This window comes from Streptomyces sp. NPDC059256, from assembly GCF_042753785.1.
In the GTDB taxonomy this organism is placed as follows: domain Bacteria; phylum Actinomycetota; class Actinomycetes; order Streptomycetales; family Streptomycetaceae; genus Streptomyces.
This window is the reverse complement of sequence record NZ_JBHYZO010000007.1, coordinates 296,706-313,242: the sequence shown is the minus strand read 5'-3', so window position 1 is coordinate 313,242 and position 16,537 is coordinate 296,706. Positions and strand designations below refer to the sequence as shown.

Sequence of the window (16,537 nt, the reverse complement as noted above, 5' to 3'; positions counted from 1 at the left end):
GAGGTCCACAGGGGCGGACCATGAGCCCTGCCTGTGGTGTGGCCCTTGGCGAGGGCGAAAGCGCTGGAGTGCGCCCCGTACTGAGAACGCCGTTTCGAGGGCTGACTCCGGACTCCGCAGAGCGGCCGGCCTGGTGGTCCCTTGTGGCGACTCGCAGCAGACGGGCTCATGAGGGGCTTCCCGTACGCGCGCCTCATCCGTGGTCGGCGATCCGCCAGTGTCGCGCTCGTTCGTTCTGCCGGCTGAAGCGGGCGAACGCCCCGCCTGTACGCAGCAGCTCCGTCGGCGTGCCCGTCTCGGTGACTCGGCCGCCGTCGAGCGAGACCACATGGTCCGCAGTGGCCAGAGTCGCAGGATGATGGGCGATCACGACCACCGTGCGGTCGGGGTCGTCACCGAGGTTGGCGATCGCCTGGGTGATCGCGGCTTCGTTCTCCGGGTCGAGAGCGGAACTGGCCTCGTCGACGAGCACGATGCGGGCCCGTTTGAGGATCGCCCGGGCGATTGCGACACGTTGACGTTCGCCGCCCGACAGTTGGGCCCCCGCCTCGCCCACACGCGTGCACCAGCCGTTGGGCAGTCGCTCGATCACCTCATCGAGTCGCGCTGCTGCTGCGGCCTCCGTGAGCTCTTCCCACGTCGACTCGGGCCGAGCCAGGCGCAGGTTGTTCTCGATGGTGTCGTCGAACAGGTAAACGTCCTGGAACACGATGGCGATCTCGTCGAGCAAGGTGCTCGGGTCGAGTTCACGAACGTCGACGCCGCCGACCCGCACCTGACCTGTATCCACATCGAAGAATCGCGCGATGAGCCGGGTCACCGTCGTCTTGCCGGAGCCCGACGGCCCGATCAGCGCAGTGGTGGTACCTGGTCGGCAGCGCAGTGACACCTCGCTCAGCGCGGGGGTGTCACTGCCCGGATAGGCGAAGCTGACGTGCGAGAACTCAACGTCGGTCGTCTCCAGGTCGGATACCGGGTCGGCAGGCACCGGCAGCGTGGGGGCAGCCAACAGGTCCTCGATCCGTGCGATCTGGTTCCTCATCGCGCGCAGGGCCCCGATGAGGTCGATGAGATTGCCGAGCGGCTCCAGGAATCGGGCCGCCAGGACGAGGAGTGCGATGGCCTCGGGGACCGCGATACGGTTGCTGAGCAGCAGTTCGGCGGTGAGCGCGAGCACCGCGACGAACCCACCCATGATCACGCCGGTGTAGACGAAGAACGGTTGTCGAGCGCGCCGCATGCCGTCCCGGTAGGTGTCGCGATGGTCCTCAAGCGAGGCCCGCATCCGAGGCGTGCCGTGGGCATGGCCGGCAGCCCGCAGCACCGACTGCGCCTGGCCCAGCTCGATCGCCCTGCTGGCGACCTCGGTCGACGCCCGCTCCAACTCGATTTCCGCGATCTCGGCGATCCGTGCGGCGCGCCGCAGCGCCAGGAAGGCGACCAGCGCGATCGCGCACAACAGCATTGCCATCCGCCAGTCCACCGCGAAGGTCACGGCCACGACCGTCGCCGGCAACAACGTCGAGGTGATGACGGGCCCACCGATCGTCACGGCCAGGTGCGCAGCGTTGCCCACGTCCGCGGTCACCCCCCGCGCGAGCCGTGCCTTGTGGTCGGCGGTGAACCACCCCAACGACAGTGTGCTCACATGGCGCATCAACCGTCGCCGCAGTTGCGCCGCCAGTGCGCCGGCCGCCGCGAAGCCCACCGGAGTGGCGATGACGGAGAGCACCGCATACGTGGCGGCGCCGATGGCTCCGAGCACGAGCCACGGCGTGGCCTCGGCGATGTCGGGTTCGGGCCGTGCGATGGCGTTGAGAACGGGGACGAGGAGGCCGAGCAGCAGCCCCTGGAGGACGGCCTGCGCCGCTGTCAGCAGCCAGAGTCGGGTCAACAGTTGTGGCTCGGGCCAGAGTCGGTACAACCTGCGGATCATGCGGGCACCCCTTCCTGCGCGGCCCACATCCGTGCGTACAGGCCGTCGCGGGCGAGCAATTCGTCGTGGCCGCCCCGCTCGACCAGCCGTCCTTTGTCGAGTACGAGGATGTGGGCGGCACCGGCGATCGTGTGCAGTCGGTGGGCGATCACCATCACGGTCTTGCCGACGGCCAGATTGGCGAGGGCATTCTGCACCGCCTCCTCGCTGTCGGTGTCCAGCGCCGCCGTCGCTTCGTCCAGGACGACGATCGGCGCCCCGGAGAGGATCGCCCGGGCGATCGTCAGCCGTTGGCGCTCACCACCGGACAGGCTGCCCCCGCCGGCGTCGAGCAGCGTGTCGTACCCGTTGGGCAGTCGCTCGATCACCTCGTGGACATGGGCAGCGGCTGCCGCCTCGTGAACCTCCGCGTCACTGGCACCGGGGCGACCGATGCGAATGTTCTCCGCCACGCTGTCCCTCAGCAGCGCCACTTCCTGGAACACCAGCGACATCGATCCCAACAGCTCCGTCGATGTCATCGAGCGCACATCCACACCGCCGATCCGGATCGCTCCGTGTGTTACGTCGTAGAAGCGCGGCAGCAGGCTTGCGAGGGTCGACTTACCGGCGCCCGATGGGCCCACGATCGCGGTGACTCGGCCGGAGGGACAGACGGCGCTGACCTCCTCGACCGCGTTGTTGACTCCGTCGTAGGAGAACGAGACACGGTCGAACTCCACGTCGTGACCGTCTGGCGTGAGCGGTAGCTCGGTCTCGGGTAGGGGGGAACGGGACAGCAGACGCTCGATGTTGGCCGCGCCCATGCGCCCCTTGCGCACCCCCTGGGAGGCGGTGACGGCCGGGAGGATCGAGTTCGGTAGACCCACTGCGACGACCAGGAACGCCACGAGATCCGCGACCGCCAGTGATCCGTGGTCGACGAAGGCCAGACCCGAGGCCGACACAACGGCGAGGACTGCCATCTCCGAGCCGAGCAGCCGTGCTGCCGCCGAGCTGTAGCGCACCTCGGCGACCCATGCCGCGAATGCGTCGGTGTGTTCGTCCACGGCGTCGTCGAAGCGGCGCAGGACCCGGCCCCCGGTGCCGAACGACTTGACCACCTGGATCCCATCGGCGTACTCGACGCTGGCCGCGCTGATCCGCGCATCGGCAGCGGTCAACCGGTTCATATGGGGCGTCATGGACCGCATCGAGATGCGGTAGCAGACCCCCATCAGGCCCAGTACGCCGAGCACGATCAGTGCCATCGTCACGTCGACCGAGAGTAGATAGCCCGCTCCGACGACCATCACCGTGACCGCTCCGGTCAGCTGCCCCAAGGCGTGGGCGATGACCTCGTGCATCTCCTCCAGGTCGCCCGTCAGCGCCCTCTTGACCTTGCCCGAGCCCGAAGCGCGGAACCAGCCCAACGGCAACGCGCCGAGATGGCGCACGATCCGCGTACGTAGCTCGTGCAGGATCTTCGCGTCCGCGTAGTGCCCCACGCGGGAGGACTGCACGAGCAACAGCAGCCACAGCCCGGCGCCCGAGGCACCGATGCCGACCCAGGTCCAGACGGACTCATGCGCCACTGTCGGGCCGTCGAGCATGAGTCGAGCGATTTCGGCAACGGCGATGTACGGCACGATCCCCGCCGCTGCACCCAGGGCCGAGAGGGTCGCGCAGACCACCAGATGGGTCCGGATCGGAGCGAGCAACCGTGCCAGGGACCCGGGGTTCGCCAATGCGGCTGACCGGTCCCCGCTCGTATCGGCCCCCGATGCGGGGGCCGCGCGTCCTTCTGTTGTCGTGCTCACGTTCCGGTTCCTCCTGAGGAGTGTCATCGCCTTCGTTGAGGTGTTCTCGCCGCTGACCGTGGCGACGCCGTCTGAACGGCCACCATCTGAGAGTGGCTAGGTATGCCTAACCTCACTTCAATCTTGAGACTTCAAGGTGACTTGATGTCAAATAGGCGCATGGACAATCCACAAGGCGTCTCGATCGGTCAAGCGGCGGCGCTCTTCGGGCTTGCTCCGTCGACCCTGCGGTGGTGGGAGTCCCAACGGGTACTTCCGGAACCGCCGAGGGTCAATGGACGCCGGGTCTACACCGAGACCGAGCTCCGTCGCATCGGTCTCGCCTACCTGTGCTGTGTCGTTGGGGCGATGCCTCTTGAGCAGACATCGGTCGTCACATCAGGGAGCCGGAATCGACACTGGCAGAGCACGGTGCAGCGGCAGGCGGGGCTGATCCAGGAGAAGATCGAGCGGTTGCAGAGCGCGCACGAGTACCTGTTGCACCTGCTGCAGTGCCCTGACGACGACATCGTCAGACAATGCCCCGACCTGGATGATGAATTGATGAGCCACACACCGCGTCGGCGCATCGCGACAGAGGGGCTCGTCGCCGCGGCACAGTCGATCTCCCACGGCGCACAGGGTCAGCCCCAGCGTGACGAAAATGATTCGCTGCGTGACGAAAATGCTCTGGCCTCGGGACGCTGTGTCGTCTGTATGGAGCCGTTCGCCCAACAAGCCCGCGGCCGACGCCGCACCTACTGTTCGCGCGCGTGCCAACAACGACAGTACCGGCGCAATGCCCATCGGTAGCCGGCATGTTTGCTTGCCGCGCACTCCGAAGCGAGGGCACGGAACTCCATGTCCGAATTCCGCCAGACAGCCCGTGGAACGGCTACCGAAACTGGTCCCATGACCGCTTACACAACTCTTCCCATCCCTCCCGCCACGCTCCAGGAACTGCGAACTGTCGATGACGGCGGCCGGCCGATGCGGCCGTACACCGCGCGTGAGGACGGCGTGCCCCTGGACTGTGTGGGAGGTCCGCTGCGCTGCTGCCTGCGGACCATCGAAGCGGGTGAGCGGGTCGCCCTCGTCTCCTATGCGCCGCTCCGCCGCTGGGCGACGACCACCGGAGCCGAGCCCGGCGCCTACGACGAGATCGGGCCGGTGTTCATCCACGCAGACGAATGCGAGGGGCCACGGGAGCCAGGGAGGTACCCGTCCACGCGTCCGGGGGCACTGCGCACCGTCCGGGGCTACAACGCCGAGGGGCACATCGTCGGGGGCCGCTTCTTCGAGGTTCCGGAGAGCGCGGACGCCGGGTTCGACCGGGTCCTTCGAGAGGCGTTCGCCGAGTCCGGAGTCGCGCTGGTGCACGTACGGGCCCTGGAGCACGGCTGCTTTCTCTTCGAGGTCCGGCCGGAGGGCGGGCCGGTGGATTGACCGTCCGGCGGCGTGCAGTCCTGATGGCCGGCGGTCTGGAGGTCCGGTGTGCCCGTGTAGCACCGGCACATCGGACCTAGCACCGGCACATCGGACACGAGCGGCGCTTCCGCTGTTCGGTAGCCGGCCGGGCAACGGCCCGTCGGAGAGCGTCGAGCGATTCATGGTGGCTCCCCCGGGTGCCGGCGGACCCTCTGGGGCGTCCGCCTGGACCCCCTAGCCGATGTGACTGTGCCCCGCCCTGGTGGCGGGGCACTCGGCATGGGGGAAGCGCCGGTGCCGGAAGCCGGGTCTGAGAGCGGTCCCTGACCGGTTCGAGGTGGGTCCGGACATACCCCATGGGAACCATGGTCAGTTCCAGGTCACCAGTGTCGCGATGATGGATAGTTCCGAAATTGGACCCGCCATGGCATTTCAGATGAGATGCGGTAGTGGCCGGACCGTCATGCGGGTGCCCCTGGTCGGGACCACCCCCGGCCTCCTCGTGAGGGCCATCGGCGCGGTCCGTCAGGCAGTACGGATGGCGGCGAACGCCTCGTCGATCGCCGCGCAGGTCTCATCGATGTCGGATTCAGTGAGAGCGGCGGAGACGAACCAGCAGGCCAGTCCGAAGCCGTTGGCGTGGATGCCGCGCTGGAGCAGTGCGTGGCGGAATGCGTCATAGCGGTGCTGGTCGAGGCGGAGGGTGTCGCGGTAGTGCCGCGTCGGTGCGCCGTCGGCGGAGAACACGACCTGGAACATGGACCCGACGCCTTGTACCGCGCAGGGAACGTGGTGATCCGTGGAGGCCTTACGAACGGCCTCCATGACACGTCGGCCGCTCTCCTCGATCCGCGCGGTGACAGCCGGGTCTGCCAGTTCGGTGAGGGTGACCAGAGCGGCGGTGGCGCACAGCGGAGAGCCGTTGTACGTGCCGCCGTGCTTGACCTGGCCGGTGGCGAGGCTGTCCATGACGTCGTGGCGCCCGGCGAAGGCGGCGATGGGCAGCCCACCACCGAGGGCCTTGGAGTAGACCGCGAGGTCCGGGACCACTCCAAAGAGCGATTGGGCGCCTCCGGGGCCGGTACGGAAGCCGGTGCAGACCTCGTCGAAGATCAGCAGGATGTCGCGTGCGGTGCATTCCTCGCGCAGCGTCTGGAGGTAGCCGGGGAGCGGCATCGTGCAGGCGTTGTTGGCGACGATCGGTTCGCAGATCACGGCCGCGATCTCGCCCCGGTGCGCGTCGAGGGCCGTGCGCAGGAGGTCCACGTCGTTCCACGGGCAGACCACCACGTCGTCGACGACGCCTTGCGGGATTCCCGGGGAATGGGGATGGGCCGCGGGCGATTCATAGGGACCGGCCTGTGCGGCGGTGGGGCGGTTGGAGATCGCCAGGGTGTCGGTCCACCCGTGGTAGTGACCTTCGAATTTGAGGATCGTGGAACGGCCGGTGAATCCGCGCGCCGTACGAATCGCGCCGAGAACGGCCTCGGAGCCAGAGTTCGAGAAGCGCACCAGATCGGCGCAGGGGACCAACGAACAGATCAACTCGGCGAGTTCGACCTCCGGGACGTTGCAGGTACCGAACATCGTGCCGTTCGCCAGCACCGAGGACAACGCGGAGGTGATGGCCGGAGCGGCGTGTCCGAGGATCACGCTGCCGTAGGAGATGAGGTAGTCGAGGTACTCGTTTCCATCGACATCGACGATTCGTGCCCCCGAGCCGCTGTTGATGTAGAGCGGGTACGGGCGGGTGCCCGTCGAGGTGAGACGTGACGAGGAGGCGATCCCGCCGGCCAGTGAGAGTTTCGCTCGTTCGAACAGGGCTTGGCTCGTTTTGGTATTCCCGATTTCAGGAACACCGCGAACGGTAGGGGAGGCGAAATTTTCGAGACTCATTCTTGCTCCTGTAAGGGGAACCGCTCGTGGCCGAAAAGGTCCATAAGGTCTCTGTCATTACCGGCGCCGGCAGCGGAATTGGCCGTGCCTGCGCCCTGGCGCTCGTCGCGGACGGGTGGTCGGTGGTGCTGGTCGGGCGGAGAAGGGACACTTTGGAGGAGACGGCGGAACTCGCCCGGGCAGGCGCCGGACAAGGGGGCCTGGGCCAGGCCGTGCCGGTCGTCGCGGACATCACCGACGCCGACGCCGTCACGCGTTTGTTCGTTGAGGTGGCTGAGCGGTTCGGGCGCGTCGACGTACTGTTCAACAACGCGGCCGACACGATGCCGTACACGCCGACCGAGGACGTGGACATCGATGACTGGCGGCGGGTGCTCGACTCGATCGCCACCGGCACCTTCCTGTGCTCACGGGCCGCCTACCGGATGATGAAGGACCAGTTGCCGCGTGGTGGCCGCATCATCAACAACGGCGCTCCCTCCGCCCACGTGCCGCGCCCGGACTCGATCGCCTTCACCGCGGCCAAGCACGCGGTCGCCGGGATCACCCGGTCCCTGTCGCTCGACGGACGCCGGTATGACATCTCCTGCGGTCAGATAGACATCGGCAACGTCACGCCGGTGGGCCGTGAACAACCGGCGGTCCGCCAGGCCGACGGATCACTTCGGGTCGAGCCGACCATGGACGTTTCTCATGTCGTGAACATGGTCGTCACCATGGCGAACCTACCCGTCGGCGTGAACATCCAGTCCGTCACGGTGATGCCCACCGCCATGCCGTACGTCGGCCGCGGCTAGCGGTCCGGCTCCCGACCCGGATCCGGCGGGCCCTCCAGCCACGTACGCCTGGATCCGGGTGCCGGGAGTGAGCCTGCCGTGGAGCTCCCAAGAGATCATGCGGTGCAGGCCGTCCAGGTGAGTGAGCCCGTCCCTGACCGTCAGACCGTCGTAGTCGATGCCCGGCGCAGGCCCGACGCTGAGGAAGATCGTTGCGAAGGCGCTGGTCGCCTGGTGCGCGAGCTTGCGACCGCAGACCGGGTTCGAACGTGCGTACGCCGCACCCGACGCGCGCAGCAGCGCCACCGTACGGGCGACCGTCAGCCCGGTCTTGGGAATGAGCTCCCGCTCCCCGCCCTCACCGAGATGCCACGGCAGGATGATGCCGCCCAGGTCACTCCTGTCGAGCAGGACCTTGCGCCATCCCCCGATGGTGCGGTCCGCGGCACGGAGGTGTCCCTCTGCCTCGTCGTTGGTGTTCTCCTCGTGCTCCCGGTCGAGCGGGTGCTCCTGGTGGAAGCGGTGAAGTACCTCGTCAAACGAGACGGGTGCAACGGTCAGCATGCTGATGTGCCTCTCGGGAGCGTCAGTTCGGGTCGGTGTACTCGGTGAAGTGCTGGTCGGAGAAGAGCTCCGGCCACTGACCGTGGCCCAGGCCAAGGTCCCTTGCCCGGCTGAGCATCTGACGCCAGTACGGCTTCACCGGTTGCCAGCGCACCCCCGTCCGGCAGTACGAACCATCGACCAGATAGCGAGGCCGGTTCGCCTCGCCCCCCGTGACGCACGGCGGGCGCCGGGTGTGGAACAGTGCCGAGTGGATCAGCACGGTCGAGCCGCGCGGCAGGTCGTTGACCAGGACCTCGCCCGGCAGCTCGGAACAGCCTAACCGGGCCCGGGCAGCCTTCTCCGCATGTTCTCGGTGCGAGCCCGGGAGGAGCGCCAGGCCGCCTTGTGAAGCTTCGAGGCCGCCGAGATAGTGCAGTGCATGCACCATCAGATGGCTTCGGCCGTGCCCCACGGGCTGCTCATAGTCGTGGTGCCAGCTTTTGCCGGGGGCGTCCGGCGGCAGCCGGACGCTGTGAAGGTGATGGAAGACGAAGTCTCTTCCCATGAGCTGGTGCAGGAGCCACATCAGGGGAGGATGTGCGACAAGCTCGCCGTGGGCCGGAAGTTCGATCTCCATGACCGGTGGCGGTTGTAACGACTCGGCGTCACGGCAGGCTGCGATCGAGTCCGCCCGCAGTCCACTGTCCACCCAGTGGTCGACCTCCGGCTCCAGCCGCACCACCAGCGCGGGCGGTAGGAAGGCGGGGAGTACGAGATAGCCGAGTTCATCGAACTGGGCTATCTGCTCGGTGTCGAGCATGGGTGAGGCTTGTTGGCTCACAGTGCCGTTCCCTCCCCGTAGCCGCCCGTACGAATTCCTCGTGGAGTGCGGCTCGACCTGGCATAAATTCGACCCGAACAAGGTCGAACAAGGCCAGAGGCTATCCAGGTCGTTATCGGTCTATGCGGAGGGCAACAAGGATGTCCAAATCCCTATGGCGGGGCTGAAGCCGCCGCCTACGGATCAAGTCAATTCCGGAGACCGCTGCGGCGTGCCGTGTACCTGGGGCACCCGTGTCCCTGGGGCACCGGCCTCACGCGCGATGTGGCTGAGTCTCTTCAGGACGTTGCCGTGGCGAACTCCTCGGTGAACGCGCCGGTGAAGTCCTTGAGGTCGTCCGGCCGACGGCTGGTGATCAGGGTGTTCGGGCCGTTGCGGCAGATCCGCACGGGTTCGTCGACCCAGGTACCGCCGGCGTTGCGGATGTCGGTGCGCAGACTCGGCCAGGAGGTCAGGGTCCGTCCGCCGACGACGTCCGCCTCCACGAGCAGCCAGGGTGCGTGACAGATGGCCGCCACGGGCTTGCCCGCGTCGAAGAACGACCGTGCGAAGGCCACAGCACGTTCGTCCATCCGCAGAGCGTCCGGGTTCGCCACGCCGCCGGGCAGTACGAGAGCGTCGTACGCCGTTGCATCGGCTTCTGCCACGACCTGGTCGACCGGGAAGGTGTCCCCGCGATCGAGGTGGTTGAACGCCTGCACGCGGCCTGCTTCGGTGGAGATCAGCGAGGGGGTGTCACCCGCGTCGACGACGGCCCGCCACGGCTCGGTCAGTTCGATCTGTTCGATTCCTTCAGGAGCCACCAGGAAGGCGATCCTCATCCGTGCTCACGTCCTCTCCTCACCCGGAGCACCACTGTCGGGTGGGTCAGCGGCTGGGTGTGGGTTCTGCTGGGGACGCGGAGCACCTTCCGAAGCGACCCCGCGTACCGGCTTTCGATGCGCGGGTACCCGTCTGCCGCGGAAGAATCACACCGGACGGCAACAAAATGCTGCCCTTCTCCCGGTCCCGGATCGCTTGCCACTGCCCGCCCAGGCACAACGGGCATCCCTTCGATGGTGCGACACACCGGTGCAGGTCGCACGTCGAGCTGACCGGCCCGGTGGGAGGACGGATCGGGGTGCGCGAGCTCCCATGAGGGCGCGGTCCGCCTCCGGAGTCGGTTTTGCGCCGAGGGCGTCGGGGCACTCGGGGAGCGGTCTGGGGAAGTAGGCGGAACCCTGGAGGAGGACGCGACCCGGGTAGGAGGACGCGCCTCGATGAGCCGCGACGTGGACCGAGCAAGGAGCGCTGACATGGAGATGGAGCAACTGGCCGAACTGGGGCAGCAGTTGAGGGTCGACGCGGTGCGTGCGGCGGACGCGGCGGGGTCGGGACATCCCACGTCGTCGATGTCGGCTGCCGATCTCGGTGCCGTACTGCTGGCGCACCATCTGCGGTATGACTTCGACCGACCCCGTCACCCGGGCAACGACCGTCTGGTCCTGTCCAAGGGGCATGCCTCCCCACTGCTCTACGCGCTCTACCGGGCAGCCGGAGTGGTCGACGACGCAGAACTGCTCACCTTCCGGCAGGACGGCAGCCTCCTGGAGGGCCACCCGACCCCACGTCTGCCCTGGGTGGACGTGGCCACCGGCTCCCTGGGGCAGGGGCTTCCGGTCGGTGCCGGGATGGCGCTCGCCGGGAAGCGGCTCGACCGGCTTCCGTACCGGATCTGGGTGTTGTGCGGGGACAGTGAGATGGCCGAGGGTTCCATCTGGGAAGCCGCCGAACATGCGGCGTATGAGCGGCTCGACAACCTGACGTTGATCGTCGACGTCAATCGGCTCGGTCAGCGCGGCCCCACCCGCGAAGGATGGGACCTCGACGCCTACGGCCGGCGGTTCAGGGCCTTCGGCTGGCACACGGTCGAGATCGACGGCCATGACGTCACTGCGATCGACGCCGCCTATCAGGAGGCCGCGGCCACCCGAGGCCGGCCGACGGCTGTCATCGCCCGTACCCACAAGGGCCGCGGTGTCGCCGAGGTGGAGGACCAGGAGGGCTTCCACGGCAAACCGCTGCCCCATGCCGCGCAGGCGATCGAGGAACTGGGTGGCGTCCGCTCCGCTCGGGTCGAGGTCGCGCCGCCGCCGGACGGGTCGGTCGCCATGGGTTCGCCGTCGTCCGAAGAAGCTGCGACGCCGCGCTACCAGGTCGGCGACAAGGTCGCCACCCGGGACGCCTTCGGCGCCGCGCTCGCCGCGTTGGGGTCCGAGCGCGGCGATGTCGTCGCGTTGGACGGTGAGGTCGGCGACTCCACCCGGGCGGACGCGTTCGCCAAGGCCCATCCGGACCGGTACTTCGAGTTGTACATCGCCGAACAACAGCTGGTCGCGACCGCGGTCGGGATGCGGGCGCGCGGCTACCTCCCCTACGCGACGACCTTCGCGGCCTTCCTCACCCGGGCCCACGACTTCATTCGGATGGCCGCCGTCAGCGGTACCGGCATCCAGCTCTGCGGCTCCCACGCGGGGGTCGCCATCGGCCAGGACGGGCCCTCGCAGATGGGGCTCGAAGACCTCGCCATGATGCGTGCCATCCATGGGTCAACCGTCCTCTACCCCTGTGACGCCAACCAGACGGCCCGTCTCGTTCCCCATATGTCCCGGCTACCGGGCATCGGATACCTGCGCACCAGCCGTGGCGCGACGCCTGTGCTCTACGGCCCGGACGAGGACTTTCCGGTCGGCGGTTCCCGGGTGTTGCGGTCCAGCCCGGACGACCGGCTCACCGTTGTCGGCGCCGGTGTCACCGTGCACGAGGCACTGCGCGCCGCCGATCTGCTGGCTGCCGACGGCATCGCCGTGCGGGTGGTCGACCTGTATTCGATCAAGCCCGTCGATGCGGATACCCTCCGGCACGCGGCGGAGGAAACGGGGTGTCTGATGACCGTCGAGGACCACCGGCCCGCGGGAGGTATCGGGGACGCGGTCGCGGCGGCCTTCGCCGACGGCCGTCCGGGGCCTCGGCTGGTTCGCCTCGCGGTCTCGAACATGCCCGGCTCCGCCACCCCCGAAGAACAACTCCACCACTCCGGTATCGATGCCGAGTCGATCGCCGCCAGCGTCAAACTGCTGGTGGAAGAGGTCATCGTCTCCTGATCCTTCTGGCTGATCGCGAGCTGGCCCACCGCTGCGGGAGCGGCTCCTGTTGTGCACCGTGCCTGCTCGCTGCCGATCGGGCGGGGTGACGTTGCACGGCTCACTCCGCCCGGACCATGACGGTTGCGCCCGGGTCCTGGCGTGCCGGTTAGCTCCTCGGCGGGGCTGGTGCACGGTCGGCCGAACCGTCCATCTGACGGGGCGTTGGGTCGACGCCAAGGGGGATCCCCTTGAGGTTCGCGGAGAGCCGGTACGTATGGCGGGCGGTGAGCGGGGAAGGCGCGCGGTGAGGACGGGAGCGGCCACGGCGGCGGCTCCGTCCGGAGGAGCGGTGACCCCGCCGTGGCCTCTTCTCATTCCGAGGGAAAGGATTCCGTACCGTGCAGGAAAACGCTTGGGACTACCCGTCCGCAGCCGGATACACCGGGTCCGATCTGACCGGATTCCAGGTGGAGGCCCTGGATGGCGACATCGGCAAGGTCGACAAACACACCGACGAGGTGGGCTCCGCCTGTCTCGTGGTGGACACCGGTCCGTGGATCTTCGGCAGGGAAGTACTCATTCCCGCCGGTTCCGTCACTCGGGTCGACACGGACCACAAGAAGGTGTTCCTGGATCTGACCAAGGACCAGGTCAAGGGCGCCCCCGAGTTCCACCGGGAGACCCACTACGACAGCGCCGACTACCGCCGGCAGTTGACGGCCTTCTACTGGCCGCCGCGGATCTAACCAGCTTTGCCGGTGCCCCCGCCGTTCGTGCGGGGGCACCGGACCGTCGTCCCGTGGGTTGAGTCCCGGGCGGCAGCGCGGAACACATGGCCCGGCGCGGTGTCGGGCGATCGTCACTCGGCTGATCGACCCACAACTTCGGGATGAAACGGGGTGCAGGACATGAACGAGGCCAGGCGGTTACCAGCGGACACCATCACGACGAAGGTGCCTGCCCGGCTCGATCGTCTGCCGTGGTCGCGTTGGCATTGGATGATCGTCATCGGCCTGGGGACCGTGTGGGTCCTCGACGGTCTGGAAGTCACCGTGGTGGGTGCCATCGCCGGGCGGATCTCGGAGGACGGCAGCGGGCTCGACATCAGCAGTGCCCAGGTCACCGGGGTCGCCGCTGCGCTCTATGTCGCCGGCGCTTGTTGCGGGGCCCTGTTCTTCGGCCGACTCACCGACCGCTACGGCCGCAAGAAGCTGTTCCTCATCACCCTGGCTCTGTATCTGGCGGCCACGGCACTGACCGCGGTCTCCTTCTCCGTCTGGTGGTTCTTCCTCTTCCGGTTCCTCACCGGCTTCGGTATCGGTGGGGAGTACGCGGCGATCAACTCCGCGATCGACGAGTTGATCCCCAGCAAGTACCGGGGCCGGGTCGATCTGATCATCAACGGCAGCTACTGGCTCGGAGCCATGGGCGGCGCACTGCTGTCCGTCCTCGCGCTCAACACCGATCTGTTCCCCAAGGACATCGGCTGGCGGCTCACCTTCGCCCTCAGTGTTGTGTTGGGTCTGGTGATCCTGCTGGTCCGACGGCACGTGCCGGAGAGCCCGCGCTGGATGCTGATCCACGGCCGGGCCAAGGACGCCGAACGGCTCGTCGACGAGGTGGAACACCAGGTCGAACAGGACATCGGACGACCCCTGCCCGACGCTGGCAATGAGATGACGGTGCGTCAGCGTGGCACGATCGGTTTCGGGGAGATCGCCCGGACGGTCTTCCGCGTCTACCCGCGACGCGCCACCCTCGGCTTCGCACTCTTCATCGGGCAGGCGTTCCTGTACAACGCCATCACCTTCGGCTTCGGCTCGATCCTGGTCACGTTCTTCGACGTCCCCACTGCATCGATCGGTTACTTCTTCGCCGTCATCGCCGCGGGCAACTTCCTCGGCCCGCTGCTGCTCGGGCGTCTCTTCGACACCTGGGGACGGCGGCCCATGATCGCCGGTACCTACATCCTGTCCGGGCTCCTGCTGTTCGCCACCGCCGCACTCTTCGGCGCCGGAGTGCTCACCGCAACGACGATGACCCTGTGCTGGTGCGTCGTCCTCTTCTTCGCATCAGCCGGAGCAAGCTCCGCCTATCTGACCGTCAGCGAGATCTTCCCCATGGAGACACGGGCGATGTCCATCGCCTTCTTCTACGCCATCGGCACCGCAGCAGGCGGCATCTCCGGCCCCCTCGTCTTCGCCGGACTGACCGAGAGCGGAGCCGTCTCCGACGCGGTTCTCGCGTTCTGCATCGGGGCCACGCTCATGGTCATTGCGGGTGTGATCGCCTTCTTCTTCGCCGTCGCCGCGGAAGGCCGCTCACTGGAGGACATCGCCACCCCCCTCTCCGCACAACCGTCCGACGCCCGGGACCAAACGACCGAAGGTGCCCCGCTGCCTCGTCAGTCGGATGGCCGAGCGACCGGGCACCGCACCTGAATGGTTCCGCCGCGGATGCCGGCGCCCCCGTCCTATCCGTGCTTCTGCCCACCGCCCAGGTGCTTGACCTTGACGCGACGGCAGGGTTTCTACTGAGGCCATGCGGATCGGAGAGATCGCCGCGCTCGTCGGGCTCACGACCCGGGCGATCCGGCACTACCACCATGTCGGGCTGCTTCCCGAACCGGAGCGGCGCCCCAACGGATACCGGGTCTACAGCGTCCGAGACGCCGTCCTCCTGGCACGTGTACGCCGGCTGACCGAACTCGGGCTCAGCCTCGACGAAGTGCGGGACGTCCTCATGGACGATGCGGGCCGCGATCTGGCCGACGTACTGGAGGAACTGGACGCCGACCTCGCTCGGCAGGCTGCCGAGATCGAGGAGCGTCGGCGGAGGCTCGCGATCCTGCTGGCCGCCGAGCCGGGCGAGACCGAAGCCTCGTCCCCCGCGCTCGCCGCACTCTTCGCCCAGGCGCCGCGCACTACATCGCCCGCCGCGGCGAAGGACCGCGAACATCTGACACTGCTCGACGCCTTGGGCGTCGGCGGCCAGCAGGTGTACGCCGCGTTGGGCCCGTTGGCAGCCGATCCGGCACTGCTCGCGCTGTACGAACGCCTCGACGCGCTCGCCGACGCCCCGACCGACGATCCACGGATCCCGGTTCTGGCAGCCGATCTGGTGGCGGCCGTCCCCGATGAGGTGTTCGCAGCGATCCCCACCGAGGGGCGGGTCGTTCCCGGATTCCGGGAAGCGCTGCTCGCGGAGTACGCGCCCGCGCAGGCCGAAGTCGTACGCCGAGTGATGGAAGCCTTTATGCGGAGGAGTCGGGGATGAGTGGAGCTGGAGATGTCGTCGGGGTGCGAGCGGCCCGGATCGCGGCCCTTGTCGTCATACCGGGGGAGCTGACCCTGGTGGTGTGCCAACTGGCCGGGCTACGCATACCGATGTGGGTGACCGCGTCCGCCGGGGTCATGGTGCTGGCGGTGCTCACCGTCGAGGCATGGGTGCTGCGCTCGTTGTACGCACACGGGCGCGACCGGGGGCTTGCCCCGCCACACGCCCTGGTCGCTGCTGTGCGCGCTGTCGTCCCCGTACGCGTACGGCGCCTCCTGATGCACGAAGTGCGTGCCATGGTCTCGCTCGGGTTGCGGGTGGCCCGAAGGAAGCACGGCGTTCGCGCCGGGGACCAGATCGCCGGGTACACCGGACCGCAGACGGCACTCATGTACGGACTGATCTTCGTCTCGGTGGTCGAGACGGTCGCGCTGGCCATCCTGATCCCCTGGCCGGTGGTCCACTCGGTGCTGCTCGTAGTCGATGTGTACGGGGTCGTGCTCCTGCTGGGCATGCACGCTGCCTGCATCACCCGACCCCACGTGGTGCGATCCGACGGTTCCCTGCGGATCCGCTACGGCGCACTGTTTGATCTCGTAGTCCCCGCGGACGCGGTCGCCTCCGTGCGGGTCGATCGCCGCTATCCGTCCGGCAGGATCGTGACGCTGTCGGACGACGGAGTGCTCGATCTCATCGTGGCCGGTCAGACCACGGTGACCCTTGAACTGACCCGTCCACTCGTCTGCACCCGACCGCTCGGCGGGACAGCGGAGGCGCGGACCATCCGCTTCCACGCGGACGACCCGCGCGCACTGGTCGATGCCCTGCGCCGCCCGCGTTCATCGGTACTGCCTTTCATCCCGCCCACGACCGGAACCGACGCATCGACAGTGTGACGACACCCCTGGGCCGCACGCCTGCCGCCTTTGCTCTTC

General features: G+C 67.9%; 14 protein-coding genes. 8 read left to right on the top strand and 6 right to left on the bottom strand.

The features are described from left to right. Positions 1-193: 193 nt before the first annotated feature. Both ACFXJL_RS18890 and ACFXJL_RS18885 read right to left on the bottom strand, forming a co-directional pair. Entirely contained in the window at positions 194-1,936 is a 1,743-nt protein-coding gene (locus ACFXJL_RS18890) for an ABC transporter ATP-binding protein (RefSeq protein ID WP_384693799.1), read from the bottom strand. After that, complete coding sequence (locus tag ACFXJL_RS18885) at positions 1,933-3,735, bottom strand: ABC transporter ATP-binding protein (protein ID WP_384693797.1); 1,803 nt, start codon at positions 3,733-3,735, stop codon at positions 1,933-1,935. Before ACFXJL_RS18885 ends, ACFXJL_RS18890 begins: the two co-directional genes overlap by 4 nt. A 144-nt stretch (positions 3,736-3,879) precedes the next feature. Between ACFXJL_RS18885 and ACFXJL_RS18880 the strand changes: the two genes are divergently transcribed. Both ACFXJL_RS18880 and ACFXJL_RS18875 read left to right on the top strand, forming a co-directional pair. Continuing rightward, positions 3,880-4,527, top strand: a complete 648-nt coding sequence (locus tag ACFXJL_RS18880; protein ID WP_384693794.1) for a MerR family DNA-binding transcriptional regulator — start codon at positions 3,880-3,882, stop codon at positions 4,525-4,527. A gap of 99 nt (positions 4,528-4,626) precedes the next feature. Further along, positions 4,627-5,160, top strand: coding sequence for a DUF1203 domain-containing protein (locus ACFXJL_RS18875; RefSeq protein ID WP_384693791.1), 534 nt, complete (start codon positions 4,627-4,629; stop codon positions 5,158-5,160). Between the two features lie 507 nt (positions 5,161-5,667). On the opposite strand, the gene ACFXJL_RS18870 is transcribed toward ACFXJL_RS18875, so the two are convergent. Next, positions 5,668-7,038: an aspartate aminotransferase family protein gene (locus ACFXJL_RS18870; protein WP_384693788.1), complete on the bottom strand. Its 1,371-nt coding sequence runs from the start codon at positions 7,036-7,038 to the stop codon at positions 5,668-5,670. Positions 7,039-7,064: 26 nt separating this feature from the next. Between ACFXJL_RS18870 and ACFXJL_RS18865 the strand changes: the two genes are divergently transcribed. Further along, complete coding sequence (locus tag ACFXJL_RS18865; protein ID WP_384693786.1) at positions 7,065-7,835, top strand: SDR family oxidoreductase; 771 nt, start codon at positions 7,065-7,067, stop codon at positions 7,833-7,835. Here the strand turns inward: ACFXJL_RS18865 and ACFXJL_RS18860 are convergent. The 3 genes from ACFXJL_RS18860 to ACFXJL_RS18850 form a co-directional block, all read right to left on the bottom strand. Next, positions 7,764-8,378 carry a DUF6309 family protein gene (locus tag ACFXJL_RS18860; protein ID WP_384693783.1) on the bottom strand — a complete coding sequence of 205 codons (615 nt, stop codon included), beginning with the start codon at positions 8,376-8,378 and terminating at the stop codon, positions 7,764-7,766. The two genes, ACFXJL_RS18865 and ACFXJL_RS18860, sit on opposite strands and share 72 nt — an antisense overlap. A gap of 22 nt (positions 8,379-8,400) precedes the next feature. After that, positions 8,401-9,201 carry a phytanoyl-CoA dioxygenase family protein gene (locus ACFXJL_RS18855; protein ID WP_384693780.1) on the bottom strand — a complete coding sequence of 267 codons (801 nt, stop codon included), beginning with the start codon at positions 9,199-9,201 and terminating at the stop codon, positions 8,401-8,403. A gap of 278 nt (positions 9,202-9,479) precedes the next feature. Continuing rightward, a complete protein-coding gene (locus tag ACFXJL_RS18850; protein ID WP_384693778.1) occupies positions 9,480-10,022 on the bottom strand; it encodes a type 1 glutamine amidotransferase domain-containing protein in 543 nt (180 codons plus the stop codon). A 474-nt stretch (positions 10,023-10,496) separates the two neighbouring features. Between ACFXJL_RS18850 and ACFXJL_RS18845 the strand changes: the two genes are divergently transcribed. From ACFXJL_RS18845 to ACFXJL_RS18825, 5 genes are all read left to right on the top strand, one after another. Next, positions 10,497-12,344 carry a transketolase gene (locus ACFXJL_RS18845; protein ID WP_384693775.1) on the top strand — a complete coding sequence of 616 codons (1,848 nt, stop codon included), beginning with the start codon at positions 10,497-10,499 and terminating at the stop codon, positions 12,342-12,344. A gap of 380 nt (positions 12,345-12,724) precedes the next feature. Continuing rightward, positions 12,725-13,072 (top strand): PRC-barrel domain-containing protein, encoded by a 348-nt coding sequence (locus tag ACFXJL_RS18840; protein ID WP_358882376.1) that lies wholly within the window; start codon positions 12,725-12,727, stop codon positions 13,070-13,072. Between the two features lie 162 nt (positions 13,073-13,234). Beyond that, positions 13,235-14,767, top strand: a complete 1,533-nt coding sequence (locus tag ACFXJL_RS18835) for an MFS transporter (protein WP_384644380.1) — start codon at positions 13,235-13,237, stop codon at positions 14,765-14,767. Between the two features lie 100 nt (positions 14,768-14,867). Then, positions 14,868-15,602: a MerR family transcriptional regulator gene (locus ACFXJL_RS18830; protein ID WP_384693771.1), complete on the top strand. Its 735-nt coding sequence runs from the start codon at positions 14,868-14,870 to the stop codon at positions 15,600-15,602. After that, complete coding sequence (locus ACFXJL_RS18825; protein WP_384693769.1) at positions 15,599-16,498, top strand: hypothetical protein; 900 nt, start codon at positions 15,599-15,601, stop codon at positions 16,496-16,498. The genes ACFXJL_RS18830 and ACFXJL_RS18825 overlap by 4 nt, the downstream gene beginning before the upstream one ends. The last annotated feature ends 39 nt before the right edge of the window (positions 16,499-16,537 follow it).